We start from the raw sequence: 22,338 nt of genomic DNA on the forward strand, positions 1-22,338 counted from the left end.
AAGGGCCGCCGTTTATCGTCGTGCCATGCGCAGCTACCAGCCGGATCTGACCCCGCCGTGGAAGAAGTCCGCCCCCGCCCCCGAGGTCCCCGCCGAGCCCGATCTGGTCGCCGAGGAGGCCGTCACCGGTTTCTGCGGGGCGGTGATCCGGTGCGAGAAGACGGCCCAGGGGCCCACGGTCACGCTGGAGGACCGCTTCGGCAAGCACCGGGTCTTCCCGATGGAGCCGCGCGGCTTCCTGCTGGAGGGCAGGGTGGTCACGCTGGTGCGCCCGTCGGCCGGCGGCCCCGCCCGGCCCTCGCGTACGGCCTCCGGTTCGGTGGCGGTCCCCGGGGCGCGGGCCCGGGTGGCGCGGGCGGGACGGATCTACGTGGAGGGCCGGCACGACGCCGAGCTCGTCGAGCGGGTCTGGGGCGACGACCTGCGCATCGAGGGCGTGGTGGTGGAGTACCTGGAGGGCGTCGACGACCTTCCGGCGATCGTGCGGGAGTTCGCGCCCGGCCCGGACGCCCGGCTCGGCGTCCTGGTCGACCACCTGGTGCCCGGTTCCAAGGAGTCCCGGATCGCCGCCCAGGTCACCGACGCGCACGTGCTGGTGGTGGGACATCCGTACATCGACGTGTGGGAGGCCGTGAAGCCGTCCTCCGTGGGCATCCCCGGGTGGCCGGTGGTGCCGCGCGGCCAGGACTGGAAGACGGGCGTGTGCCGGGCGCTGGGCTGGCCGGAGAACACGGGCGCGGCCTGGCAGCACATCCTGTCCAAGGTCGGCACGTACAAGGACCTGGAGCCTCAACTCCTCGGCCGGGTCGAGGAATTGATCGACTTCGTCACCCTTCCCGCCTGATGTCCCCGGGCGGTTGAGGAGGATCCGGTACCGATCCCCGTGAACTCCTGCGGCGCACCCGCACCATCCGTTATTGAGAGATGACGGCAGGGCCGGACGCGGCGGAAGGCACGGGGGCGGATGACGCGCGAAGTATGGCGGGACAGTGCCACGAACGAGGCGGCCTCCGCTGTCTTCCACCTCATGCAGGAGCTGATCGACCAGTACCGGGTCAACCGCCCGGTGATGCCTCTGGTGGTGGCGCAGGCGGAGGACGCTTCGGCGGGCCCGGAGATCGACGACCGGGTCGAGCAGATCGTCCACCAGGTCCACCGGGCGAACCGGCTGCGCCGGGTCCCGGTGAAGCTGCTCGACGGCCAGGGCGCCTCCCCGTACGACGCGGCGCTCTCCATGGTCCGCACCCTCACCGAGCGGCCCTGGGAGACCCGGAGCACCTCGCAGTACAAGCCCTTCACCTTTCCCCGCTCCCGGCTGCTCGCCGCCATCGAGCAGGCCACCGCGACGGTCGTCGCCCAGCCGGACCGGGGTTCCGCCCGGGAGCGCGACGAGCGGATCCTGGAACAGCTGGGCAGCCTGCGCTGGCGGGCGAACCGGTCGGGGCGCAACACCTGGTGGGACTCGCTGCGCGCCTCGGTCCGCCCGGAGACCTTCCTGGGGGCCGTGTTCATCGCGGTGCTCAGCGTGCTGCTGGGCGAGATCGGCTGGGTGGTGACCACGCTGATCGCCACCGCGGCCCTGCTGGGGCTGGCCGTCGTACGGCTGATGACGAGGGCGGCGCCGCCGCTGCTGTGGCTGCGTCCGGCCAGCAGGTGGCTCGCCACCACGTCCTCGCTGGCGGCGTCGAGCACCGCGTATCCGTCCGACGGCTGGTCGCGTTTCTCCCCGAGCGGTTCGTGGCGGGTGATCCGGGCACGGGCCGCCGCCGTCGCGGAGCGGGTGGCGGACGCGGGGTCGGGCGACGAGCACGCCCGCCAGTTCCACCTGGAGCTGCGGGTCCAGGCGCTGCTGGAGGACCTGCTGGACAGCTACCGGGCGCACGCCCTGGACTGGCGGCGCGGCAAGCGCACCGTCCCGCCGGTGGTGTTCCTTCCGACGGCCACCCAGGACAACGGCGGCATCCTGCTGATCAACGCCATCAACAACGTGCGTTCGCGGCGCAGCGAGGTGGATCCGCTGCTGCTCCTGGCCTCCCTTCCGGCGGACCGGATCATGCGGCACACCCCGCCGCTGCCTCCGGAGCCGCCCGCGGACGGCCGCTCCGGCTCGGGGGCCCGCGCGCGGTACGAGTCCTGGGTCGAGGACCTGAGCGTCGGCCAGGCCCCGGCGGCGGCCGTGGCCCTGGCGTGGGTGCTGAGGCTCCCGCTCCCCACCGAGCAGCTGACCCACGAGCACGCCCATGTCCAGCTCGTCACCCACCGGGTCCGCCGGACCTGGGTCCGGTGGGTGATGTCGGGGAGGACCGTCACGCTCGTGCTGGTCGCCGCGCTGCTGGGGACCTTCCTGTGGAGCCAGCAGTGGAAGGAGACGTACTGCTACGGCCCGCTCGTGGGCCGCAGCACGGACGCGGTCCGGCTGGACGGCCCCGGCGGGGCCGAGGAGTGCATCGGGGTGGCGACCGCCTCCGAGGTGCGCTTCGCCGAGGGCAACACCCTGCAGCTGAACGGGGCGGGCGAGGGCGTCACCTTCGAGCGGATCGAGCAGGCGGTGCGGGAGCAGAACGCCGGCATCAAGCCGGGTGAGCCCCGGGTCACCGTCGTCTACGCGGGCCCGCTCACCGGGAGCGACTCGAACAAGGAGGACACCCGCAAGGGCCTGGAGGAGCTGACCGGCGTCTACCTCCACCAGCGGTTCGTCAACGACACGGCGAATCGTTCCGTCAAGCTCCGGGTCCTCACGGCCAACGGCGGCCAGGACATGCTGCGGCAGACGACGGCGGTGAGAAAGATCATCGAGGTCGCCCGGCGGGACCCCTCCGTCGTCGGCGTGGTGGGCCTGGGCCGCAACACCACGGACAGCGCGGCGGCCACCGGGCTGCTCCAGCGCGCCGGACTGCCGGTGGTGGACACCACGAACTCCGGCAGCGACCTGGCCCGCCTCTACCCGAACTACTTCGGCCTCGCCGCGACCGACGAGGAGCAGGCCGACGCCGTCGGGCTGATCGCCCGGCAGCTGGCGGACCGGCTGGACCGTCCGCAGGCCGTCGTCCTGTCCAGGAAGGTGGGCAACGAGGACAAGGACCGCTACACCACCGAGCAGCGCAGGGTCGGTCTGGAGATGCTGAAGGAGTCCGGCTTCGCCCTGGCCGCGGACACCCAGTACTCCCTGTCCAAGGACGGCGGCTCCGCCAACCTCGACGCACCCCTGCACACGATCTGCGGGGCGGAGCGCGTGCCCGACGCCCTGTACTTCGCCGGCCGGGTCGAGGACGTCAACACGCTGATGTCCGGTCTCGGGCAGACGTCCGGCTGCTCCGACAAGAAGATCACGGTCTTCACCGGCGACGATCTGACCAAGGCGCGCTTCGACGACTCGACGAAGCTCGCGGACAAGGTCACGCTCTACTACGGCGCCCTCGCACCCATGAGCCAGGGCGGCGGCCGGGCGTTCTACGACGACTCCCGCAAGGCCCTGCAGGCGCTGCTCCCCGAGGGGCAGCAGCTGCCCGCGCTGCCGAAGGAGCGCCCGTACGAGGACATGATGTACGCCAGCGGGCAGACGGTCATCTCCTACCAGGCGACGGCGGCCCTCTACGCCGCCGCGACCCGCGGCGACACCCCGCAGAGCGCGGCGGAGACCTGGGCGACGCTCTACTCGGTGGCCCTGCACGACATGCCGACCGGGACCATCACCTTCCGGGGGACGACCCCGTACGCCGACCAGAAGGTGCACGGCCTGAACATCGTCGAGGTCACCCGCCCGGGGCCGGACGCGCGGAGCCGCGTCGTGTGCGGCCGGGCGGCGGGCGACCGGAAGCCGCTGACCCGCGCGGACTGCCCGCTGCCCTGAGGGCCCTGCCAGGGGCGTCTCAGTCCACCAGGTCCCGCACCACGGCGTCGGCCAGCAGCCGTCCCCGCAGGGTGAGGACCGCGCGGCCCTCGCCGTACGGTCCGGGCTCCAGCAGGCCGTCCTTCACCGCGCGGCCCGCGGCGGCGAGGCCGGCCGGGGCGAGCAGCGACAGCGGGCAGCCCTCGACGAGCCTCAGCTCCAGCAGGATGCGCTCGACCCGCCGGTCCTCGTCGCCGAGCACCTCACGGCCGGCCCCGGGCGAGCGGCCCTCGGCCAGGGCCTGCGCGTAGGCGCCGGGGTGCTTGACGTTCCACCAGCGGACCCCGCCGACATGGCTGTGGGCCCCGGGGCCGGCGCCCCACCAGTCGGCGCCGCGCCAGTACAGCTCGTTGTGCAGGCAGCGGCCCTCGGGCGTACGGGACCAGTTCGACACCTCGTACCAGGAGAAGCCGGCCGCCGCCATGGCCTCGTCGGCGATCAGATAGCGGTCGGCGTGGACGTCGTCGTCCGTCATCGGGACCTCGCCCCGGCGGATGCGCCGGGCGAGCTGGGTGCCTTCCTCGACGATCAGCGCGTACGCCGACACATGGTCGGGCCCGGCGCCGATCGCGGCGTCGAGGGAGGCCCGCCAGTCGTCGTCGGACTCCCCCGGGGTGCCGTAGATCAGGTCGAGGTTGACGTGCTCGAAGCCGGCCTCGCGGGCCTCGGCGACGCACGCCTCGGGCCTGCCGGGCGTGTGGGTGCGGTCCAGGATCTTCAGGACGTGCTTCCGGGCGCTCTGCATCCCGAAGGAGACCCGGTTGAAGCCGCCCTCCCGGAGCTCGGCGAGATACGCGGGACCGACGGACTCCGGGTTGGCCTCCGTGGTGATCTCGGCGTCCTCCGCCAGCCCGAACTCCTCGCGGATCGCCCCGAGCATCCGGACGAGGTCGGCGGCGGGCAGCAGTGTCGGCGTACCGCCGCCGACGAAGACCGTGCGCACCGGGCGGGGATCGTCGCCGAGCACCTTGCGGGCCTGGCGGACCTCCTCGACCAGGTGGGCCGCGTAGTTGTCCCGGGACGCCAGGGCGCCCCCGGAGCCGCGCAGCTCGGTCGCGGTGTACGTGTTGAAGTCGCAGTAGCCGCAGCGGGTGGCGCAGTAGGGCACGTGCAGGTAGAAGCCGAGCGGGCGGTCGGCGGCGCCTTCCAGGGCATGGCGGGGCAGCGCCCCGTCGTCGGGCACGGGCTCACCATCGGGCAGTACGGAAGGCATACCGTCCATTGTCGCTCGCCCGCGGAGCCTTCCCGTACAGCCGTGCGCCGCTACCCGTCGACCTGGAGGACCAGCAGGGCCAGGTCGTCGTCGGGCGGGCGCTCGGCGAAGGTGTGGACGGCCTGCTTGATGCGGCCCGCTATCCCGGCGGCCGGAAGCCCGGCGCAGCCGGACAGGACCCGGGCGAGGCCGTCGCCGTCGTCGAACATCAGCCGCCCCGAGCGGCGCTCCGTGACCCCGTCGGTGACGCACAGGAGGCTGTCGCCGGGCGTCAGGTCGAAGCTCTGGCTCCCGTACGCCACGTCCTCGACGATGCCGAGCAGCACCTGCGGCTCGGCGGCCGGGCGTACGGAGCCGTCGGGGCGCAGCAGCAGGGGGAGCGGGTGTCCGGCGCTCGCCACGGTGCAGCGCACCCCGCCGTCCGGGAGCGGCACGAGCTCGCCGTACAGGAGGGAGAGGAAGCGGGACTGGGTGCCGTCCTGGTTCTGCTCACCGCCCTGGATCTGCTGCCCGCCGGCGGCCGCGACCATCAGGGCGGCCGCCTCGGCCGCCTCCATGGCGTCGTCCAGGAGGAGCCGGTTGAGCCGGTCGAGGACCTCGCCGACACGGAAGCCCTCCCGGGAGAGCAGCCGCAGCCAGGGCCGGGCGAGGCCGGTGACGACGGCGGCTTCGGGGCCGCTGCCCTGGACGTCACCGAGCACGAAGCACCAGCGGCCGCCGGGGCACGGGAAGAGGTCGTAGAAGTCGCCGCCGACCACGCCGTCGTCCCCCGGTTCGTACACCAGCGCGCTGCTGACCCCGGGAATCTCGGCGACCTTGCTGGGCAGCAGGCCGCGCTGCAGGATGCGGCTGATGGTGGCCTGCCGGGTGTAGGCGCGGGCGGCGCCCACGGCGAGGCCGACCCGGCGCACGAAGTCCGCGAGGAGGGCGGCGGCCTCGTCGGGGATGTGGTCGGCGCCCTCGCGGCCCACGAGGACCGCGCCGAGCGTGCGCCCGCCCGAGATGATGCGGTGGGCGAGCGCGGCACCCGTGCCGTCGGCGCCTTCGGTGGGCTCTGCTGTGGCGCCCGACGGCCAGGGGATGGGCACGGGGCCGGTGCCGACGCTTCCGGGCAGGCGGAGCGGCTCCTTCTCCAGTGCGGGGCGCAGCAGCGCGGTGCGCGCCTCGTCGCGGTGCCAGACCCCGGCGAGCCTGGGGGCGGCCGCCGGGCCGCCGCCCTCGCTCTCCAGCCATATCGCGCACCAGTCGGCGATGCGGGGCACCAGGAGCCGTCCTGCCGTCGCCGCCACCAGGTCCTCGTCGAGCTGGCCCGCCAGGAGGCCGGACGCCTCGGCGAGGAAGGAGAGCCCGCCGCCCCCGGCCCAGCCCGCGTCGTCGCGGAGCACGGGCCCGCCCTCGGGGGTCACGATCCGGCGGGGGCGCGGGCCGCGGCCCCGGGCGGCGCCGTCGGGGGCCGGGGTGTCGGGCAGCCCGTAGCGGTCGTCGCCGGGGAGGCGCGCCCAGACGGTCTTGAGGCCGGTGCGGTAGGTGATGCCCCACGACTCGGCGAGGGTGGCGACGAGCTGGAGCCCCCGGCCGTACTCGGCGGGGTCGGGCCGCTCGGGGCGGTCGTCGCGCACCGAGCGGGCGGGGTGGTGGTCGGTGATCTCCAGCACCAGCGCGGCCGGCTCGGGTCCGGCCGAGTCCTCCAGCCTGAGGAGCAGCTCGACGGTCGTACCGGCGTGCACGACCGCGTTGGTGACCAGCTCGCTGGCCACGGTCAGGGCGTCGTCGGTGAGCCGCTCGCCGAACTCGCCGGTGGTGGGCAGTCCGAGCCCGGTCCAGTCGGCCAGCGCGGCCCGGACGAATCTGCGGGCCGCGGCCGAGGCCTGCGGGATTCCGGGCAGGCTCGTGCGTGCGACCGGCCATGGATCGTCGCCCTGACCTGCGACGACGGTCCCGGGACGCTGAACGATGTCCCGCTGCAAGGGTATGGGCCCCACGGTGCGGCTCCTGAGGGTCTCGCGAAACGCCGCTGACGTATCCCGACAGGGTGACAGACCGGGCGTGCCCATAAGCGCCGAGTGACGGAAGTGGCGGGAGTCGGACGGAAACGAGCCGGGGCCGGCGGGCGCTTCCGCACCCGCCGGCCCCGGCTCCGACTCGCTCCTCGGCTGTTACGCCTCGCGGGAGCCCGCGTACATGTCGTCGATGAGGTCCTTGTACTCGCGCTCGACGACCGGCCGCTTCAGCTTGAGGCTGGGCGTCAGCTCGCCGTGCTCGATGTCGAGGTCGCGCGGCAGGAGCCGGAACTTCTTGATGGTCTGCCACCGCTGGAGGCCCTCGTTGAGACGCTGCACATAGCCCTCGATCAGCTCGACGGCCTGCGGCGAGGCCACCACATCGGCGTACGGCTTGTCACCCAGACCGTTCTCCTGCGCCCAGCCGAGGATCGTCGGCTCGTCGAGCGCGATGAGGGCGGTGCAGAAGTTACGGTCCGCGCCGTGCACCAGGATGTTGGAGACGAACGGGCACACGGCCTTGAACTGGCCCTCGACCTCCGCCGGGGCGATGTACTTGCCGCCGGACGTCTTGATCAGGTCCTTCTTGCGGTCGGTGATCCGCAGGTAGCCGTCCTGGGAGAGCTCGCCGATGTCGCCGGTGTGGAACCAGCCGTCGGACTCCAGCACCTCGGCGGTCTTCTCGGGCAGCCGGTGGTAGCCCTCCATCAGGCCGGGGCCGCGCAGCAGGATCTCGCCGTCGTCGGCGATCCGGACCTCGGTGCCGGGGAGCGGCTTGCCGACGGTGCCCGTGCGGTAGGCCTCGCCCGGGTTGACGAAGGAGGCGGCGCTGGACTCGGTGAGTCCGTACCCCTCCAGGATGTGGATCCCGGCGCCGGAGAAGAAGAGGCCGATGTCCGGGGCGAGTGCGGCCGAGCCGGAGACGCAGGCGCGGAGCCGCCCGCCGAAGGCCTCGCGGATCTTCGCGAAGACGAGGGTGTCGGCGACCTTGTGCTTGGCGCCGAGGGCGAAGGGCACGGAGGCCTTGCCGGTGCGCCGGAAGTTGTCCTGGGAGACCGTGGCGTACTCGCGGGCCACCCCGGCCGCCCACTGGAAGATCTTGTACTTGGCGCCGCCGCCGGCCCGGGCCTTGGCGGCGACCCCGTTGTAGACCTTCTCGAAGATGCGGGGGACGGCCGCCATGTAGGTCGGCTGGACCACCGGAAGGTTCTCGATGATCTTGTCCACGCGCCCGTCGACCGCGGTGACGTGCCCGACCTCGATCTGGCCGGACGTGAGCACCTTGCCGAAGACGTGCGCGAGCGGCAGCCAGAGGTACTGGACGTCGTCGGCGGTGATCAGGCCGGTCGCCACGGTCGCCTTGGCCATGTACGACCAGTTGTCGTGCGGCAGCCGTACGCCCTTGGGGCGGCCCGTGGTGCCCGAGGTGTAGATCAGGGTCGCCAGCTGGTCGGCGGTGATCGCGGAGACCCGGTCGGTGATCGCGTCCGGGTTCTTCACCAGGTACTCGTTGCCCCGGGCCTCCAGCTCGGCCAGGGTGAGCACCCAGCCCTCGGGGTCGCCCTCGACGGGCTCGGCGCCGGCCGGGTCGATGACGACGACGTGCGCGAGCTCGGGCAGCGCGGCCCTGCTCTCCCGGGCCTTCGCCAGCTGGGCGGCGTCCTCGGCGATCAGCACGCGGCTGTCGGAGTCGGCCAGGATGAAGGCGGACTCCTCTGTGTTCGTGGACGGGTAGATCGTCGTGGTCGCCGCGCCCGCGCACATCACGCCGAGGTCGGCGAGGATCCACTCGACGCGGGTGGAGGAGGCGAGCGCGACCCGCTCCTCCGGCTGGACACCCAGAGCGATCAGACCGGCCGCGATGGCGTGGACCCGCTCGGCGGCCTGCGCCCAGGTGAGCGACTTCCAGTCGTCCGGTCCCTGACCCGACGCGGCCGGCACGGGGTAGCGGTACGCCTCCCCGTCCGGGGTGGCCGCCACGCGGTCGATGAAGAGAGTCGCCACGGAGGGCGGTCGGCTATCGATCAAGGTCTGTGTGTCGCTCACGACGTCCTCCGGGCCTGCGGCATTGCTACGACCGGCTTATGGGTGCTGCTGCTTGTATGTCCTGCTTCTCGTTCCCGCTCGGCCTGCTTGTTTAACTGGCGAGTAACTAACGGGTGGTGATCAGACTAGAGCGCGTGCGACCGTCGCGTAAGGGGCAACGGGCCGCCGCTTGATAACGAAGCGGGCCCCTGCGCCGCGGATGTCCGCGACGCAGGGGCCCGTTGGGCTACTCCCGGGTACGTCCGACGACGTACTCTCGGGGCGGCCCCTGGCGGGGCGGGGGCGGAGCTACTTCTTGCCCTTGCTCTCGCCGGCCGACTCGTCGGTCGACAGGACGGAGATGAACGCGTCCTGCGGCACCTCCACGTTGCCGACCATCTTCATCCGCTTCTTGCCTTCCTTCTGCTTCTCCAGCAGCTTCCGCTTACGGGAGATGTCACCGCCGTAGCACTTGGCGAGGACGTCCTTGCGGATGGCGCGGACGGTCTCACGGGCGATGACCCGGGAGCCGATGGCCGCCTGGATCGGCACCTCGAAGTTCTGCCGGGGGATGAGCTTCTGCAGCTTGGCGACGAGCCGGACGCCGTACGCGTACGCCTTGTCCTTGTGCGTGACCGCCGAGAAGGCGTCCACCTTGTCGCCGTGGAGCAGGATGTCGACCTTGACGAGCTGGGCGGACTGCTCGCCGGTGGGCTCGTAGTCGAGCGAGGCGTAACCACGGGTCTTGGACTTCAGCTGGTCGAAGAAGTCGAAGACGATCTCGGCGAGCGGCAGGGTGTAGCGGATCTCCACCCGGTCCTCGGAGAGGTAGTCCATGCCGAGCAGGGTGCCGCGCCGGTTCTGGCAGAGCTCCATGATCGCGCCGATGAACTCGCTGGGCGCCAGGACCGTGGCCCGGACGACCGGCTCGTGCACCTTGTCGATCTTGCCCTCGGGGAACTCGCTCGGGTTGGTGACGGTGTGCTCGGTGCCGTCCTCCATCTCGACGCGGTAGACCACGTTGGGGGCGGTGGCGATGAGCTCGAGACCGAACTCGCGCTCCAGGCGCTCGCGGATCACGTCGAGGTGCAGCAGGCCGAGGAAGCCGACGCGGAAGCCGAAGCCGAGCGCGGCCGAGGTCTCCGGCTCGTACACCAGGGCGGCGTCGTTGAGCTGGAGCTTGTCCAGGGCCTCACGGAGGTCCGGGTAGTCGGAGCCGTCCAGGGGGTAGAGCCCCGAGAACACCATCGGCTTGGGGTCCTTGTAGCCGCCCAGCGCCTCGGTCGCGCCCTTGTTCAGGGAGGTGATGGTGTCACCGACCTTGGACTGCCGGACGTCCTTCACACCGGTGATGATGTAGCCGACCTCGCCCACACCGATGCCGTCGGCCGGGGTCATCTCCGGGGAGGAGACACCGATCTCCAGCAGCTCGTGGGTGGCGCCCGTCGACATCATCCTGATGCGCTCGCGCTTGTTGAGCTGACCGTCGACGACCCTGACGTAGGTGACGACACCGCGGTAGGCGTCGTAGACCGAGTCGAAGATCATCGCGCGGGCCGGGGCGTCGGCCTGGCCGACCGGGGCCGGGACGTCCCGGACCACCCGGTCGAGCAGCGCGTCCACGCCGATACCGGTCTTCGCGGAGACCTTGAGCACGTCCTCGGGCTGGCAGCCGATGAGGTTGGCCAGCTCCTCGGAGAACTTCTCGGGCTGCGCGGCGGGCAGGTCGATCTTGTTGAGCACCGGGACGATGGTGAGGTCGTTCTCCATCGCCAGGTAGAGGTTGGCCAGCGTCTGCGCCTCGATGCCCTGCGCCGCGTCGACCAGGAGGACGGTGCCCTCGCACGCGGCCAGGGAACGGGAGACCTCGTAGGTGAAGTCCACGTGGCCCGGGGTGTCGATCATGTTGAGGACGTGGGTCGTGCCCTTGTCCTCACCCTCGGTGGGCGCCCACGGCAGTCGGACCGCCTGGGACTTGATGGTGATGCCGCGCTCGCGCTCGATGTCCATCCGGTCGAGATACTGGGCGCGCATCTGCCGCTGGTCGACCACGCCCGTCAGCTGGAGCATCCGGTCGGCAAGGGTCGACTTGCCGTGGTCGATGTGCGCGATGATGCAGAAGTTGCGGATCAGCGCCGGGTCGGTACGGCTCGGCTCGGGCACGTTGGTAGGAGTCGCGGGCACGCAGGGTCCTGATTCTTGAGACGCCGGACGCCGTGTCTCGGGTCGATGTCGGGTCGGACGGATCGATACGTAGCCTCCATCGTCCCACGCCTGCGGGGGCGGGACCGGTTTGGGCCGGTCCGAGGGTGACTGCTACCGTGGGCAGCTGTGCCTCGTGGCCCTCAGAAGCGGCGTGGCGCACATAGAAGATCCAACGAACCTGAAAAGGCTCTTTCGTGGCGAACATCAAGTCCCAGATCAAGCGGAACAAGACGAACGAGAAGGCGCGCCTGCGCAACAAGGCCGTCAAGTCCTCGCTCAAGACCTCGATCCGCAAGGCCCGTGAGGCTGCCGCTGCCGGTGACGTCGAGAAGGCCACTGTGGCCGTCCGCGACGCCTCCCGCCAGCTCGACAAGGCTGTCTCGAAGGGTGTCATCCACAAGAACGCCGCCGCCAACAAGAAGTCGGCGCTGGCTCTCAAGGTTGCCGCCCTCCAGGGCTGAGCTACTGATGTGATCGCCGGAACGGACTCAGCGGGCCCTCTCTCCCGCTCCTGACCGGCACCCCGCGCCGCACACCGAACCTGCGTTCGCCACGCGGGTGCGGCGCACCAAGCGTGAACCGAAGGCCCCGGCCGCGTCCTCCCCAGGACGCCGGCCGGGGCCTTCGCTCGTGCGGGGGGGGCGGTCGGTCGGTCGCTAGGCGCTGGTCGGGGCCTTCGCTCGTGCCGGGGGCGGAGGCGCGGGCCGGGGGCCGGGCGGGTCCCCGGTGCCCTGGACCGCGCAGGGGCCCGGCCCAGGCCTCAGCGGCCGCCGGAGCGGGCCGCGCGGGCGACGGCGACCACTGCCTTCTCCAGGGCGTACTCGGGGTCGTCCCCGCCGCCCTTGACCCCGGCGTCGGCCGCCGCGACCGCGATCAGCGCCGCCGCCACCCCGTCCGGCGTCCACCCGCGCATCTGCTGGCGGACCCGGTCGATCTTCCAGGGCGGCATGCCGAGCTCGCGGGCCAGGTCCGCGGGCCGGCCGCCCCGGGCCGAGGAGAGCTTGCCGATCGCGCGGACGCCCTGCGCGAGGGCGCTGGTGATCAGGACGGGGGCGACACCGGTGGACAGCGACCACCGCAGCGCCTCCAGCGCCTCGGCCGCCCGGCCCTCGACCGCACGGTCGGCGACCGTGAAGGAGGACGCCTCCGCGCGGCCCGTGTAGTAGCGGCCGACGACGGCTTCGTCGATGGTGCCCTCGACATCCGCGGCCAGCTGCGAGGCGGCGCTCGCCAGCTCGCGCAGGTCGCTCCCGATGGAGTCCACCAGCGCCTGGCACGCCTCCGGGGTCGCCGAGCGCCCGAGCGCCCGGAACTCCGACCGTACGAAGGAGAGCCGCTCGGCCGGCTTGGTGGTCTTGGGGCACGCCACCTCGCGCGCCCCCGCCTTCCGCACCGCGTCCAGCAGGCCCTTGCCCTTGGCCCCGCCCGCGTGCAGGAGCACCAGGGTGATCTCCTCGGCGGGGGCGCCCAGGTACGCCTTGACGTCCTTGACCGTGTCGGCGGAGAGGTCGTGCGCGTTCCGCACGATCACCACCTTGCGCTCGGCGAAGAGCGAGGGGCTGGTGAGCTCCGCGAGCGTGCCGGGCTGCAGCTGGTCCGGGGTGAGGTCGCGGACGTCCGTGTCGGCGTCGGAGGCGCGGGCCGCGGCCACCACATGCTGCACGGCACGGTCCAGGAGCAGGTCTTCCTGGCCCACGGCGAGCGTGACGGGGGCGAGCGGATCGTCGGTGGAACTACGTCTGGTGGCCATCGCGGTCAAGCATCCCACGCACCTGTGACAGGACCGCGGGGCAGGCGCCGCCCCGGCACACCTCTCCCCCGGGCATACCGGAGAATGACGGGGTGAGCGATGTGAGACATGTGCTGGTGCTGCCCGACCGCGACGCGGCCGAGGAGGTCGCGGGGGAGCTGTCCGACCGGTTCGGCGTGACCGAGGAGCCCCAGCTGGTGCGGGACGCCCTGGCCGGGGAGGACGACGCCGAGGACGCCCAGTGGCTGGTGGTGGTGGAGGACCCGTCCGCCCGGCTGGACTCCGCGGCGCTCGACGCGTTCGCCGCGGAGTACGAGGGGTGGCTGGAGGCGCCGTAGCGGTGCTGCCGGGCGCCGGTGCGCCGGGTCCCCTCCGGTGCGCCCGGTCCCCTCGGGTGTGCCCGGTCCCCTCGGGTGTGCCGGGGTGCTGTCAGACCTTGGGGACGATCTGGATGTCCATCTCGATCTTGATGCTCGGGCCGACCACGGCGATGCCGCGCGCCAGCATGGTCTGCCAGGTGAGCGTGAAGTCCTCGCGGTGCAGTTCGGTGGTCGCCCGGCAGGCGGCGCGGGTCTCGCCCTCCAGGCCGTTGCCCAGGCCGAGGTACTGGGTGTCCAGCGTGACGGTGCGGCTCACCCCGTGCAGGGTCAGCGCGCCGGTGACCCCCCAGCGCGTGCCGCCGCGGTGGACGAAGCGCTCGCTGTAGAACTCCAGGGTCGGGTAGCGCTCGACGTCGAGGAAGTCACCGGACCGCAGGTGCTCGTCGCGCATCTGCACATTCGTGTCGATCGACGAGGCGTCGATGATGACGTGCATGGCGGAGTCCTCCATGCGGTCGGCGATCCGCACGGCACCGGCGAAGGTGTTGAACCTGCCGTGGATGCGGGCCATGCCGATATGACGCGCCGTGAACCCGATCTGGGTGTGCGACGGCTCGATCTCCCAGTCGCCCGGGTCGGGGAGCTGGGGCGGCTGCGCCACCTGGAGGGCCACGTCGCCGAGGCCCGCATGGGCGCCCTGGGTCACGGTGGCCGAACCGTGGAAGGGGGTGAAGCCCTCGGCCGTGACGCCCAGACGGTAGTCGCCCGCCGGGACGGTGGCGACGACGTTCCCGAACGGGTCCGTCTCTCCGCCGACGACCTTGCGCCCCGCACTGTCGGTGACGACGAACTCGGCCTGCTGTACCGGCTCGGAGACCGGATCCAGCACCCGGCAGCTCAGCATTCCGGCGTTCTGCGGGACCGGGATCCCGGTGAGGGCGTTGCTCTGTGCGGTGCCGGACTTCGCTCTGCTGCCTAGCCAACGGCCGAACATGTGCACGTACTCCCCAGGGGCGGTTCTCACCTCGGACCCCTGACAGCCGGACGTCGTTGTCGGAGCAGCGGTCCGCCGACGAATACGCATTCGATCACCGTTGCGACGTTCGAGGCAAACGCCGCAGCTCAGAGGGGTTGTGCCAAGCTGTGCGCCGCTGTACACAGCTGATACCTAAGGTCCGTATTGGGCGGTACTCAATCGCGGACATCAGCCTCGGTATCGGCACGGCCATCGGTATCGGCACGGCAATCGGCAGCGGTCCGGGCCCCGGCAGCGGCATCAGGTGGTGAACGTCAGCGGGGGCCGCACCGTGGGCGGGTGGCTGAGCATCAGGCCGAAGTGGTCGCGGTAGGCGGCGAGCACCTCGGCATCGTCGCCCAGCTCCGTCTCGTGCCGCTCGCCCCGCACGGTCGTGATCAGGGTGCGGCCACGGAGCGTCACCCGGCCGTCCTCCGTACGCCGGGAGCAGATGAGCGACCGGGAGAAGTGGGAGTCCGGCGAGGTGCGGTGGTACCAGGCCCCGGCCCGGAAGTCCGCCGGCACGCGCGGCCGCAGGTCCAGCCGGAACTGCCGTGAACCGTCGCGCAGCAGATCGAGGTCTCCCTGCGGCGCCTCCCGGAGGCGGAACCTGCCGCAGGGATCCACCTGTTCGGTGCGGGCCTCCAGCGCGAGCGGGTGCAGCGCATGGTCGCCGAACCCCACATCGGCGAGCCAGGGGCCCGTACCGTCGTCGGTCTCCACACGCAGGGCGACATGGTCGTACGGAATGCCGAGCCGTCCCCCGTCGCCGAACACTCGTGCCTGAAGCAGGGTGACGCGGAAACCCAGGGCGCGCAGCAGCGCGGCGAAGGCGCCGTTGAGCTCGTAGCAGAAGCCGCCCCGGCGGCGCGTGACGATCTTGTCGACGAGCTTCGCCTCCTCCAGGACGATGTCCTCGCCGAGATGGATCGAGAGGTTCTCGAAGGGCACGGCCATCAGGTGACGGACCTGCAGCTCGCGCAGTGCCCCGGCGTCGGCGCGCGGGGGGAGTGCGGCACCGATGCGTTCCAGATAGGCGTCCGCCCAGGCAGGGACGGGCGCGGGGGCCTGCTGCTGCGGTTCGTCGTTCATGCGGGAAGTCTGTCGTGGGGCGTGGGACGGCGCCATGAGGCCCTGGACCTAGGACCGGCGGCCGATGTGGCGGCCGCCCCTGGTGGTTAGCGTCACAGCCATGACGGAGCGAGAGCCGGCACGCGGCCCGGAACAGCGTAAGCAGGACACACTCGACCGCCTGGAGAAGGAGGAAGACGCCTGGGTGGCGACGGCCTCTGCCGACGGGGCCCCCTGTCTGGTGCCTCTGTCGTTCGTGTGGCACCAGGGCACGCTGCTGCTGGCCACCCGTCGCACCAACCCGACGGCGGTGAACGTAAATCCGTCCGGGCAGACCAGGCTCACCCTCGGCCACACCCGCGACGTGGTGCTGATCGAGGGAACGGCTGAGCTCGTGGAAGGGGCGGACCTCCCCGCGGAGTCGGCGGACGCCTTCGCCGAGAAGCTCCGCTGGGACCCGCGCGAACGCTCCCCCTGGGTGTATCTGCGCATCACCCCACACACCGTGAAGGCGTGGCGCGAGGTGAACGAGCTGGCCGAGCGCGATCTGATGCTCGACGGCACCTGGCTGATCTGACGGCCCCTCCGGGCGCACCGCCGGAGAGATCCGGGGTGGTGGAGGCCGCCGCGGGAGGGGAGGCGCCTGCGGCAGGGGAGGCTTCTGCGGGAGTGATGGCGGCTGCGGCTGCGGGATGGCGCACTGGGCGTACGTCGTGTTCGCGTTCACACTCACGTCCACGTTCATGAGCGGCCTGCCGCGCGCAGCCCCGCACCTGAACCCGACACCGCGATCGCACCGTCGATGTCCGTGCGCAGGACCTTCGCTCCCGCCGCCTCGAGCGCTTCGAGCGTACGGGCCGCAGGATGGCCGTACGGATTGTCCGTGCCGCAGCTGATCAGCGCGAACCTCGGCCGTGCGCTGCGCAGGAGCCCGGGGTCCTGGTGGCCGGAACCGTGGTGCGCGACCTTCAGCACGTCCACCCGTGGCAGTGCCGGATGGCTGCGCAGCACCCCCTGTTGCGCCGGGGGTTCGAGGTCGCCGAGGAGCAGCAGGGTGAGGCCGCCGGACCGGACGAGGAGCGTGACGCTGGAATCATTGGGCTCCTCGGTCGCATGGAACGGTGTCGTTGCCCCCGGCGGGCCCGCTGCGGGCCAGAGCACCTGCCATTCGAGGGGCCCCGTCCGGCGCCGCTCCCCCGGAGCCGCCCGGACCATCGGGACGCGCGCCGCCGCGGCCGTTCTCTTCACGAAGGCCGCCTGGTCCGGCGGTTGGTCGAGGCTCGTCGTCTGGATCGCGCCGACCTCGCGACCGCTCAGCACGCCGGGCAGACCGCGCACATGGTCGGCGTGGAAGTGGGTCAGCAGAAGAAGAGGCACACGGGTGATGCCGAGGTCGCGCAGGCACCGGTCCACGAGGCGGGGTTCAGGACCGGTGTCCACGACCACCCCCGTGCCCTCCCCGGCGGCGAGCACCATGGCGTCCCCCTGTCCGACGTCGCAGAGCGCGAAGGCCCACCCCGGCGGCGGCCACCCGGTCATGAGCCGGGTGAGCGGCACGGGTCTCAGCACCGCGAGCACCAGCAGGAGCGCGGCGGCGGAGCAGACCCAGGGGTGGCGGGCCAGGCGCCGGGCCGACAGCACCAGCAGGGCTGTGAGGACGGCCAGCAGTGCAGCGCCCCGCCAGCCGCCCGGCCAGTCGACCTCCGCCCCGGGAAGCGCGGCCCCGGTCCGGGCCACGGAGGCGAGCCACCCGACCGGCCAGCCGGCGACCTCGGCCAGAACCCGGGCGGCCGGCAGCGAGGCGGGGGCCACGGCGAGCGCGGCGAAGCCCAGGACCGTCGCGGGCGCCACCGCGAACTCGGCCAGCAGATTGCAGGGAACCGCCACCAGACTGACCCTCGACGCCAGGACCACCACCACCGGCGCACAGACCGCCTGGGCTGCTCCAGCTGCGGCCAGCACCTCGGCGAGCCGGGCCGGGACCCCGCGCCGCTGGAGGGCATCGCTCCACCTCGGCGCGAGGGTGAGCAGAGCCCCCGTGGCGAGCACGGACAACAGGAACCCGTAACTGCGGGCCAGCCACGGGTCGTACAGCACCAGCAGCAGAACGGCGGTGGCCAGCGCGGGAATCAGCGATCTCCGCCGTCCCGTACCGATGGCGAGCAGGGTGATCAGCCCGCAGGCGGCCGCGCGCAGGACGCTCGGCTCGGGGCGGCATACGATCACGAAGGCGAGCGCGACCCCACCGCCGATCACGGCGGTCATACGCAGGGAGATGCCCAGGCGGGGCGCCAGTCCGCGGCGTTCGCTGCGCGACGCCGTTCCGGGTGGGCCGATGAGGAGGAAGAGCAGGATCGACAGGTTGGCACCCGATACGGCCAACAAGTGGGTCAGATCGGTGGCCTTGAAGGCGTCGTGCAGGTCGGGCGGAACCCGCGAGGTGTCGCCGACGACCAGTCCCGGCAGGAGGGCCCGTGCATCGGCGTCGAGCCCGTCGGTGGCCTCCCGCAGCCCGGACCGCAGCCGCCCCGCCGCTCGTTGGAGGAGTGAGGGCTCCGACACGACCAGCGGTGATTCGTCGGCGTCGGTGCCGAGCACCGCTGCGATGCGCTCCCCCTCGTGACGCGGAGGAGCGAGCCGCCCGGTGATGCGGAGCCCTGTCGAAGGCAGCAGCCGCTGCCACCGCGCCACAGCCTTACCCGGGGCGACCATGACGAGGACCGGGGTGCGGAGCTCGGTGACCGTCCCGTCGGGGGCGGTCAGCCGGTCGACCTCGGCGTCCAGAAGCAGGGAGACAGGTGTGCTGTGGTCCCCCCGCACACGCGGCCGGGTCCGCCGGGGATCGGAGGTGACGGTCACCTCCGCCTCGACCCGCGCGTACGACTCCGCGAGGCCGGGAACGGGGCCACTGCGGGAATCCGCACTGTGGAGCCCGGACGCCGCGCCCCCGGCAGCCGCGCAGAGCAGCACCGCAGCCACAGCCGTGGTACGCGCCCCGGCCCGCCGCGGCAGCCCCGCCAGATCCGCGCGCCCCGCCGGATCCGCCAGCCCTCCGGGTCCTGTTCGCGCCACGATCCGGCGTACGGCGATGAGGCAGCCCAGACCCGCGCATGTGCAGAGCACCGCCCCGGCCGCCACCCACCGGCCCGGCGCCCCCAGGGCCAGGGCGGAGGCCGCCCACGCCGCCAGCGCGGGAGGGACCAGCCGCAGATCAGCCGGAGCCTCCTGCCGTGGTTCGGCGACTCCCAGCCGGCGGCCCGAATCCATATGGACGTCGGAGCCGTTCATGGCGTGACCAGCGGCCGGAGGTCCGCGAACCGGCGGTCCCCGATGCCGTTGACCTCACGGAGCTCGTCGACGGAGCGGTAACCCCCGTGCTCGGTGCGGTAGTCGATGATGTGCTGGGCAAGCACCGGTCCGACACCGGGCAGGGTCTCCAGCTGCTCCGCGGTGGCCGTCCCGAGGCTCACCGGCGCCCCCGGACCGGCTTGTCCCGACACCGCGCCACCGGCCCCTGTTCCGCCCGGGGGCGGCGGTGCGCCCGGCAGGCCCACGGCCACCTGCTCACCGTCCGTCAGGACGCGCGCCCGGTTGAGTGTTGTGAGATCGGCGCCCTCACGGGCACCTCCCGCCGCGCGCAGAGCGTCCTCGACGCGGGAGCCCGCCGGCAGGTGCTGGATCCCCGGCCGGCGCACCTTGCCGCTCACATCGACGACGATCTGCCCACCGGATGCGGCGCCGACCGACGACCCCGCGTCCGGTCCGGGCGTGGCACCCGGCACCTGTGCGCTCGGGGACCCCGCCCCGCTCTCCTGGGCCGCGGCGGCCTCCGTGACCCGGTCCGGAGCGCGTACGGGCTCGGGGCGGGCCGACCAGAAGTGTGTCGCAGCGAACACCGCGGCCCCGACCAGCACAACGGCGAGGGCAGCGAGGGCGCGGGGCTCCAGGCCGCACCGCAGCTGCACCCACAGAGGTAACCGGTCCCGCAGCGCGGGACCGGCCTCTCGCCACCACGGTGTCCGCGCGGCGGGACCCTCGGGTGCTCCGCGGCTCAGCGGGGGTTCGGGCTCCGCCGGAGAGGCCCCTGCGGCGGCCCCTGCGGCGCTCGCCCGGGGCGTCGGCGGCGGAGGTGTGGCAATCGCCCAGGAAGGTGTCGCTCGGGTGCGCCCGGACTCGCCGGGCAGTGCCGTGGCCGCCCCCACCGCCGTGGTGGCAGCAGCCCCGGCTCCGGTCGCGGGCGTGGAGACGGGAGCGGCCGACGCAGCAGCCCCAGTCGTGGGCCTGGACACGGGAGCGGCCGACGCCGGGTCGGCAGCCAGGAGCGCGTCCGCGCGGAGCCGGGAAGCTGCCGCGATCCCGGCATCGGCCCCCCGCGCGGTCCGCCGCCGTCCGTGCCGTGCGCCGGACATGGTGCCGGGCGCAGTGCCAGCCGCTCCACCGGGGCGGACACCGGGCCCGTTCCGAGTACGCGTGGCCGGGCCGGAACCATGCGACCCACGACGCGCGGCACGATGCGTGCCCCGGTGCGTCGGCGGCGGCTCGGGCGGGTCCATGGCCGCGTGCGCGGGCAGATCCGCAAGCCCAGCCGCGTGCAAAGGCAGAACAACGGGTCGTGCGGCCTGTACGAACGGGCCGGCGGACCGGCGCGTGTCCGGGCCCGTGGCGCCGCTACCAGGACCCTGCCGGTCAGCGGCACGGTCGGCAGCGGCACGGGGCTCGGCAGCGGCACGGTCAGCAGTGGACCGGCCGGCGGTGGACCGGCCGACAGCGGCAGCAGCGGCGGGCCGGCCGACGGCGGCATCGGCAGCGGACCGGCCGTAGTCGGCGGCACGGTCGGAGGTGGCGAGAAGCGATCGGAAGCTCATAGCTCACGACGCTAGACACGTCCGGGAAAATCCGCCGAGCTGCCCCAATTCCGGTGGATAACTCACCAGTTGTGGATAACCCCGTCACCCGCAGGAGTGAGGTTCAGCGCGGCGCGATCACCGCTGCCAGCAGCCCCGGCCCGGTGTGCGCCCCGATCACCGCGCCCACCTCGCTCACATGCAGGTCCACGAGCCCCGGGACCCGCGAGCGCAGCCGCTCCGCCAGCCGCTCGGCGCCGTCCGGAGCCGCCAGATGATGAACGGCGATGTCGACGGCGCCCGCGCCGGCCCGCTCGGCGACGATCTCCTCCAGCCGCGCGATCGCCTTGGACGCCGTCCGAACCTTCTCCAGCATCTCGATGCGTCCCCCGTCGAGTTGGAGGATCGGTTTGACGGCCAGCGCCGAGCCCAGCAGCGCCTGGGCTGCTCCGATGCGCCCGCCCCGGCGCAGGTAGTCCAGCGTGTCGACGTAGAAGAACGCCGACGTGCCCGCCGCCCGCTTCTCGGCCGCCGCGACCGCCTCGTCCAGACCGCCCCCCGCCTCGGCGGCCTCGGCCGCGGCGAGCGCGCTGAACCCGAGGGCCATGGCGACCATTCCGGTATCGATGACACGCACCGGAACGGGCGCTTCCTTCGCGGCGATCACGGCGGCGTCGTAGGTTCCGGAGAACTCGGCCGACAGATGGAGGGAGACGATGCCGGTGGCCCCCGTCTCGGCCACGGCGCGGTACGCGGCGGCGAACACCTCCGGGCCGGGCCGTGACGTGGTCACCGAACGGCGCTTCTGCAGGGCCAGCGCCAGCGACCTGGACGAGATCTCCGTGCCCTCCTCCAGGGCCTGGTCACCCAGGACGACGGTCAGCGGCACCGCGGTGATGCCGTGCCGTTCCATCGTCTGGCGCGGCAAGTAGGCCGTTGAATCGGTGACGATCGCGACATGGCGGGACATGAGCCGGAGGTTACCTTCCGGGGCGGGGGCGCTGCAGCCCGGGACCGGTCTGCTGATCATTTCCGGGCCGCCCGTATCCGTCCATGGCGCACCTCAGACGGCCCGTGTCCCCCGTCCGTACCGAGCGCGGTCCGTGTGGTCCGTGTGTCCGCGGCCGGTGCGCGTCAGTTCGTGGTTTCCGGCCTGGCTGACTTCTGCCACGGATAGCCCGTGCGCAGTCGCGGGTCCGGAGGAGTGAGCGACGGCGGTGCCGCCTCGTCGGCGGGCCCGCTCCAGCTGTGGCCGGCCGTATCGCGCCGCTGCGCCGGCTCCTCGGTCGTCCAGTGCCGCAGCGCCCCGGCCTCCAGGTCGATCTGTGCGTTGAGCGCGGCCAGATCGTCGTCGGCGAACTGCCTGGCCCGGTCACGCGCCGCCCAGCGCAGCGACTCCGCCGAGTGCGTGATGCGCTCGGTGCGCTCCTTCAGTCCCGGCAGCAGCGTGGCCACCGTCGCCCGGTCCGGCTCGCGCTCCAGACGCTTGAGCTCGTCGTCGAGTTCGCGTCCGTGCACGCTCAGGCGCTCGAAGAGCCCCAGCGACTCCGCGAGTGAGGCGTCCTCCGCCATCCCGGCGTTCAGCGCGTCCTGGGTGGCCCTCATCGAGGTGCGCAGCGCGAGCCTCAGCTGCGCCAGCTCTCCCGGCACGCCTGGCTGGCCGTAGCTCTTGGCCTTCAGCGCGGTGTCCTCGACGGAGCGGCGCGCCTGTGTGATCGTCCGGTCCACACCGCGCTTGGCCGCGCGCACGGTCTTCACACCGGCGTACACCCCGAGCGCCATGAAGGCCACGAACAGCAGCGTCAGGATCAGGATCACGGCTTCCATGAACGCCCCTCGGGTTGTCGGATCGGCCGCCCGCCTGCGGTCGCCCCTTCTACCGTAAACGGAACGGGCAGGCCGAGGGTTCCACCGGAACCCCCAACCTGCCCGTAGGGGAAAGCCCTGGCACAAGCCCTGGCACGCTCAGCGAACGGCCCCGGGCCGCCCCCGACCGACCCCGATCA

At 72.6% G+C, this 22,338-nt stretch carries 16 protein-coding genes; 5 read left to right on the plus strand and 11 right to left on the minus strand.

The window, feature by feature from the left end; translation table 11 throughout:
• Nucleotides 1-25: 25 nt before the first annotated feature.
• Entirely contained in the window at nucleotides 26-844 is an 819-nt protein-coding gene (locus tag JKV81_RS22000) for a DUF3097 domain-containing protein (protein ID WP_202077371.1), read from the plus strand.
• Nucleotides 845-964: 120 nt separating this feature from the next.
• Entirely contained in the window at nucleotides 965-3,850 is a 2,886-nt protein-coding gene (locus tag JKV81_RS22005; RefSeq protein WP_202077373.1) for an ABC transporter substrate-binding protein, read from the plus strand.
• A gap of 19 nt (nucleotides 3,851-3,869) precedes the next feature.
• Here the strand turns inward: JKV81_RS22005 and hemW are convergent, their stop codons facing one another.
• The 4 genes from hemW to lepA form a co-directional block, all read right to left on the minus strand.
• Entirely contained in the window at nucleotides 3,870-5,102 is a 1,233-nt protein-coding gene (gene hemW, locus JKV81_RS22010) for a radical SAM family heme chaperone HemW (RefSeq protein WP_164992675.1), read from the minus strand.
• Nucleotides 5,103-5,152: 50 nt separating this feature from the next.
• Nucleotides 5,153-7,084, minus strand: coding sequence for a SpoIIE family protein phosphatase (locus tag JKV81_RS22015; protein WP_202077375.1), 1,932 nt, complete (start codon nucleotides 7,082-7,084; stop codon nucleotides 5,153-5,155).
• A 174-nt stretch (nucleotides 7,085-7,258) separates the two neighbouring features.
• Nucleotides 7,259-9,148, minus strand: a complete 1,890-nt coding sequence (locus JKV81_RS22020) for an AMP-dependent synthetase/ligase (protein ID WP_202077377.1) — start codon at nucleotides 9,146-9,148, stop codon at nucleotides 7,259-7,261.
• A gap of 288 nt (nucleotides 9,149-9,436) precedes the next feature.
• Nucleotides 9,437-11,311: a translation elongation factor 4 gene (gene lepA / locus JKV81_RS22025; RefSeq protein ID WP_124276539.1), complete on the minus strand. Its 1,875-nt coding sequence runs from the start codon at nucleotides 11,309-11,311 to the stop codon at nucleotides 9,437-9,439.
• Between the two features lie 215 nt (nucleotides 11,312-11,526).
• Here lepA and rpsT point away from each other — a divergent pair, with 215 nt between their 5' ends.
• Nucleotides 11,527-11,793 carry a 30S ribosomal protein S20 gene (gene rpsT / locus JKV81_RS22030; RefSeq protein ID WP_014156344.1) on the plus strand — a complete coding sequence of 89 codons (267 nt, stop codon included), beginning with the start codon at nucleotides 11,527-11,529 and terminating at the stop codon, nucleotides 11,791-11,793.
• Nucleotides 11,794-12,092: 299 nt separating this feature from the next.
• On the opposite strand, the gene holA is transcribed toward rpsT, so the two are convergent.
• Complete coding sequence (holA, locus tag JKV81_RS22035; protein WP_099172516.1) at nucleotides 12,093-13,082, minus strand: DNA polymerase III subunit delta; 990 nt, start codon at nucleotides 13,080-13,082, stop codon at nucleotides 12,093-12,095.
• A 92-nt stretch (nucleotides 13,083-13,174) separates the two neighbouring features.
• Here holA and JKV81_RS22040 point away from each other — a divergent pair, with 92 nt between their 5' ends.
• Nucleotides 13,175-13,420 (plus strand): hypothetical protein, encoded by a 246-nt coding sequence (locus JKV81_RS22040; RefSeq protein ID WP_187281949.1) that lies wholly within the window; start codon nucleotides 13,175-13,177, stop codon nucleotides 13,418-13,420.
• A 91-nt stretch (nucleotides 13,421-13,511) separates the two neighbouring features.
• On the opposite strand, the gene JKV81_RS22045 is transcribed toward JKV81_RS22040, so the two are convergent.
• Together JKV81_RS22045 and JKV81_RS22050 are read right to left on the minus strand one after the other, a co-directional pair.
• Complete coding sequence (locus JKV81_RS22045; protein WP_129266935.1) at nucleotides 13,512-14,396, minus strand: YceI family protein; 885 nt, start codon at nucleotides 14,394-14,396, stop codon at nucleotides 13,512-13,514.
• A gap of 282 nt (nucleotides 14,397-14,678) precedes the next feature.
• Nucleotides 14,679-15,509 (minus strand): arylamine N-acetyltransferase family protein, encoded by an 831-nt coding sequence (locus JKV81_RS22050; RefSeq protein WP_129262870.1) that lies wholly within the window; start codon nucleotides 15,507-15,509, stop codon nucleotides 14,679-14,681.
• Between the two features lie 100 nt (nucleotides 15,510-15,609).
• Between JKV81_RS22050 and JKV81_RS22055 the strand changes: the two genes are divergently transcribed.
• A complete protein-coding gene (locus JKV81_RS22055; RefSeq protein ID WP_202077379.1) occupies nucleotides 15,610-16,065 on the plus strand; it encodes a pyridoxamine 5'-phosphate oxidase family protein in 456 nt (151 codons plus the stop codon).
• Nucleotides 16,066-16,229: 164 nt separating this feature from the next.
• Here the strand turns inward: JKV81_RS22055 and JKV81_RS22060 are convergent, their stop codons facing one another.
• From JKV81_RS22060 to JKV81_RS22075, 4 genes are all read right to left on the minus strand, one after another.
• A complete protein-coding gene (locus JKV81_RS22060) occupies nucleotides 16,230-18,776 on the minus strand; it encodes a ComEC/Rec2 family competence protein (protein ID WP_202077381.1) in 2,547 nt (848 codons plus the stop codon).
• Nucleotides 18,773-19,453 (minus strand): ComEA family DNA-binding protein, encoded by a 681-nt coding sequence (locus JKV81_RS36335; RefSeq protein WP_129262876.1) that lies wholly within the window; start codon nucleotides 19,451-19,453, stop codon nucleotides 18,773-18,775. The genes JKV81_RS22060 and JKV81_RS36335 overlap by 4 nt, the downstream gene beginning before the upstream one ends.
• A 1,003-nt stretch (nucleotides 19,454-20,456) precedes the next feature.
• Nucleotides 20,457-21,302 (minus strand): DegV family protein, encoded by an 846-nt coding sequence (locus tag JKV81_RS22070; protein WP_129262878.1) that lies wholly within the window; start codon nucleotides 21,300-21,302, stop codon nucleotides 20,457-20,459.
• 164 nt (nucleotides 21,303-21,466) lie between these two features.
• A complete protein-coding gene (locus JKV81_RS22075) occupies nucleotides 21,467-22,159 on the minus strand; it encodes a hypothetical protein (RefSeq protein WP_129262880.1) in 693 nt (230 codons plus the stop codon).
• Nucleotides 22,160-22,338 lie beyond the last annotated feature (179 nt).

The sequence above is a fragment of the Streptomyces silvae genome (genome assembly GCF_016745505.1).
Lineage (GTDB): Bacteria > Actinomycetota > Actinomycetes > Streptomycetales > Streptomycetaceae > Streptomyces > Streptomyces silvae.

What these genes read in the sequence shown, in the direction of transcription:
- JKV81_RS22000 (WP_202077371.1), top strand. Translation starts at nt 26, where the DNA reads ATGCGCAGCTACCAGCCGGATCTGACCCCGCCGTGGAAGAAGTCCGCC.
- JKV81_RS22005 (WP_202077373.1), top strand. Translation starts at nt 965, where the DNA reads ATGACGCGCGAAGTATGGCGGGACAGTGCCACGAACGAGGCGGCCTCC.
- hemW (WP_164992675.1), bottom strand. Translation starts at nt 5,102, where the DNA reads ATGCCTTCCGTACTGCCCGATGGTGAGCCCGTGCCCGACGACGGGGCG.
- holA (WP_099172516.1), bottom strand. Translation starts at nt 13,082, where the DNA reads ATGGCCACCAGACGTAGTTCCACCGACGATCCGCTCGCCCCCGTCACG.
- JKV81_RS22045 (WP_129266935.1), bottom strand. Translation starts at nt 14,396, where the DNA reads ATGTTCGGCCGTTGGCTAGGCAGCAGAGCGAAGTCCGGCACCGCACAG.
- JKV81_RS22050 (WP_129262870.1), bottom strand. Translation starts at nt 15,509, where the DNA reads ATGAACGACGAACCGCAGCAGCAGGCCCCCGCGCCCGTCCCTGCCTGG.
- JKV81_RS22055 (WP_202077379.1), top strand. Translation starts at nt 15,610, where the DNA reads ATGACGGAGCGAGAGCCGGCACGCGGCCCGGAACAGCGTAAGCAGGAC.
- JKV81_RS22060 (WP_202077381.1), bottom strand. Translation starts at nt 18,776, where the DNA reads ATGAACGGCTCCGACGTCCATATGGATTCGGGCCGCCGGCTGGGAGTC.
- JKV81_RS22070 (WP_129262878.1), bottom strand. Translation starts at nt 21,302, where the DNA reads ATGTCCCGCCATGTCGCGATCGTCACCGATTCAACGGCCTACTTGCCG.
- JKV81_RS22075 (WP_129262880.1), bottom strand. Translation starts at nt 22,159, where the DNA reads ATGGAAGCCGTGATCCTGATCCTGACGCTGCTGTTCGTGGCCTTCATG.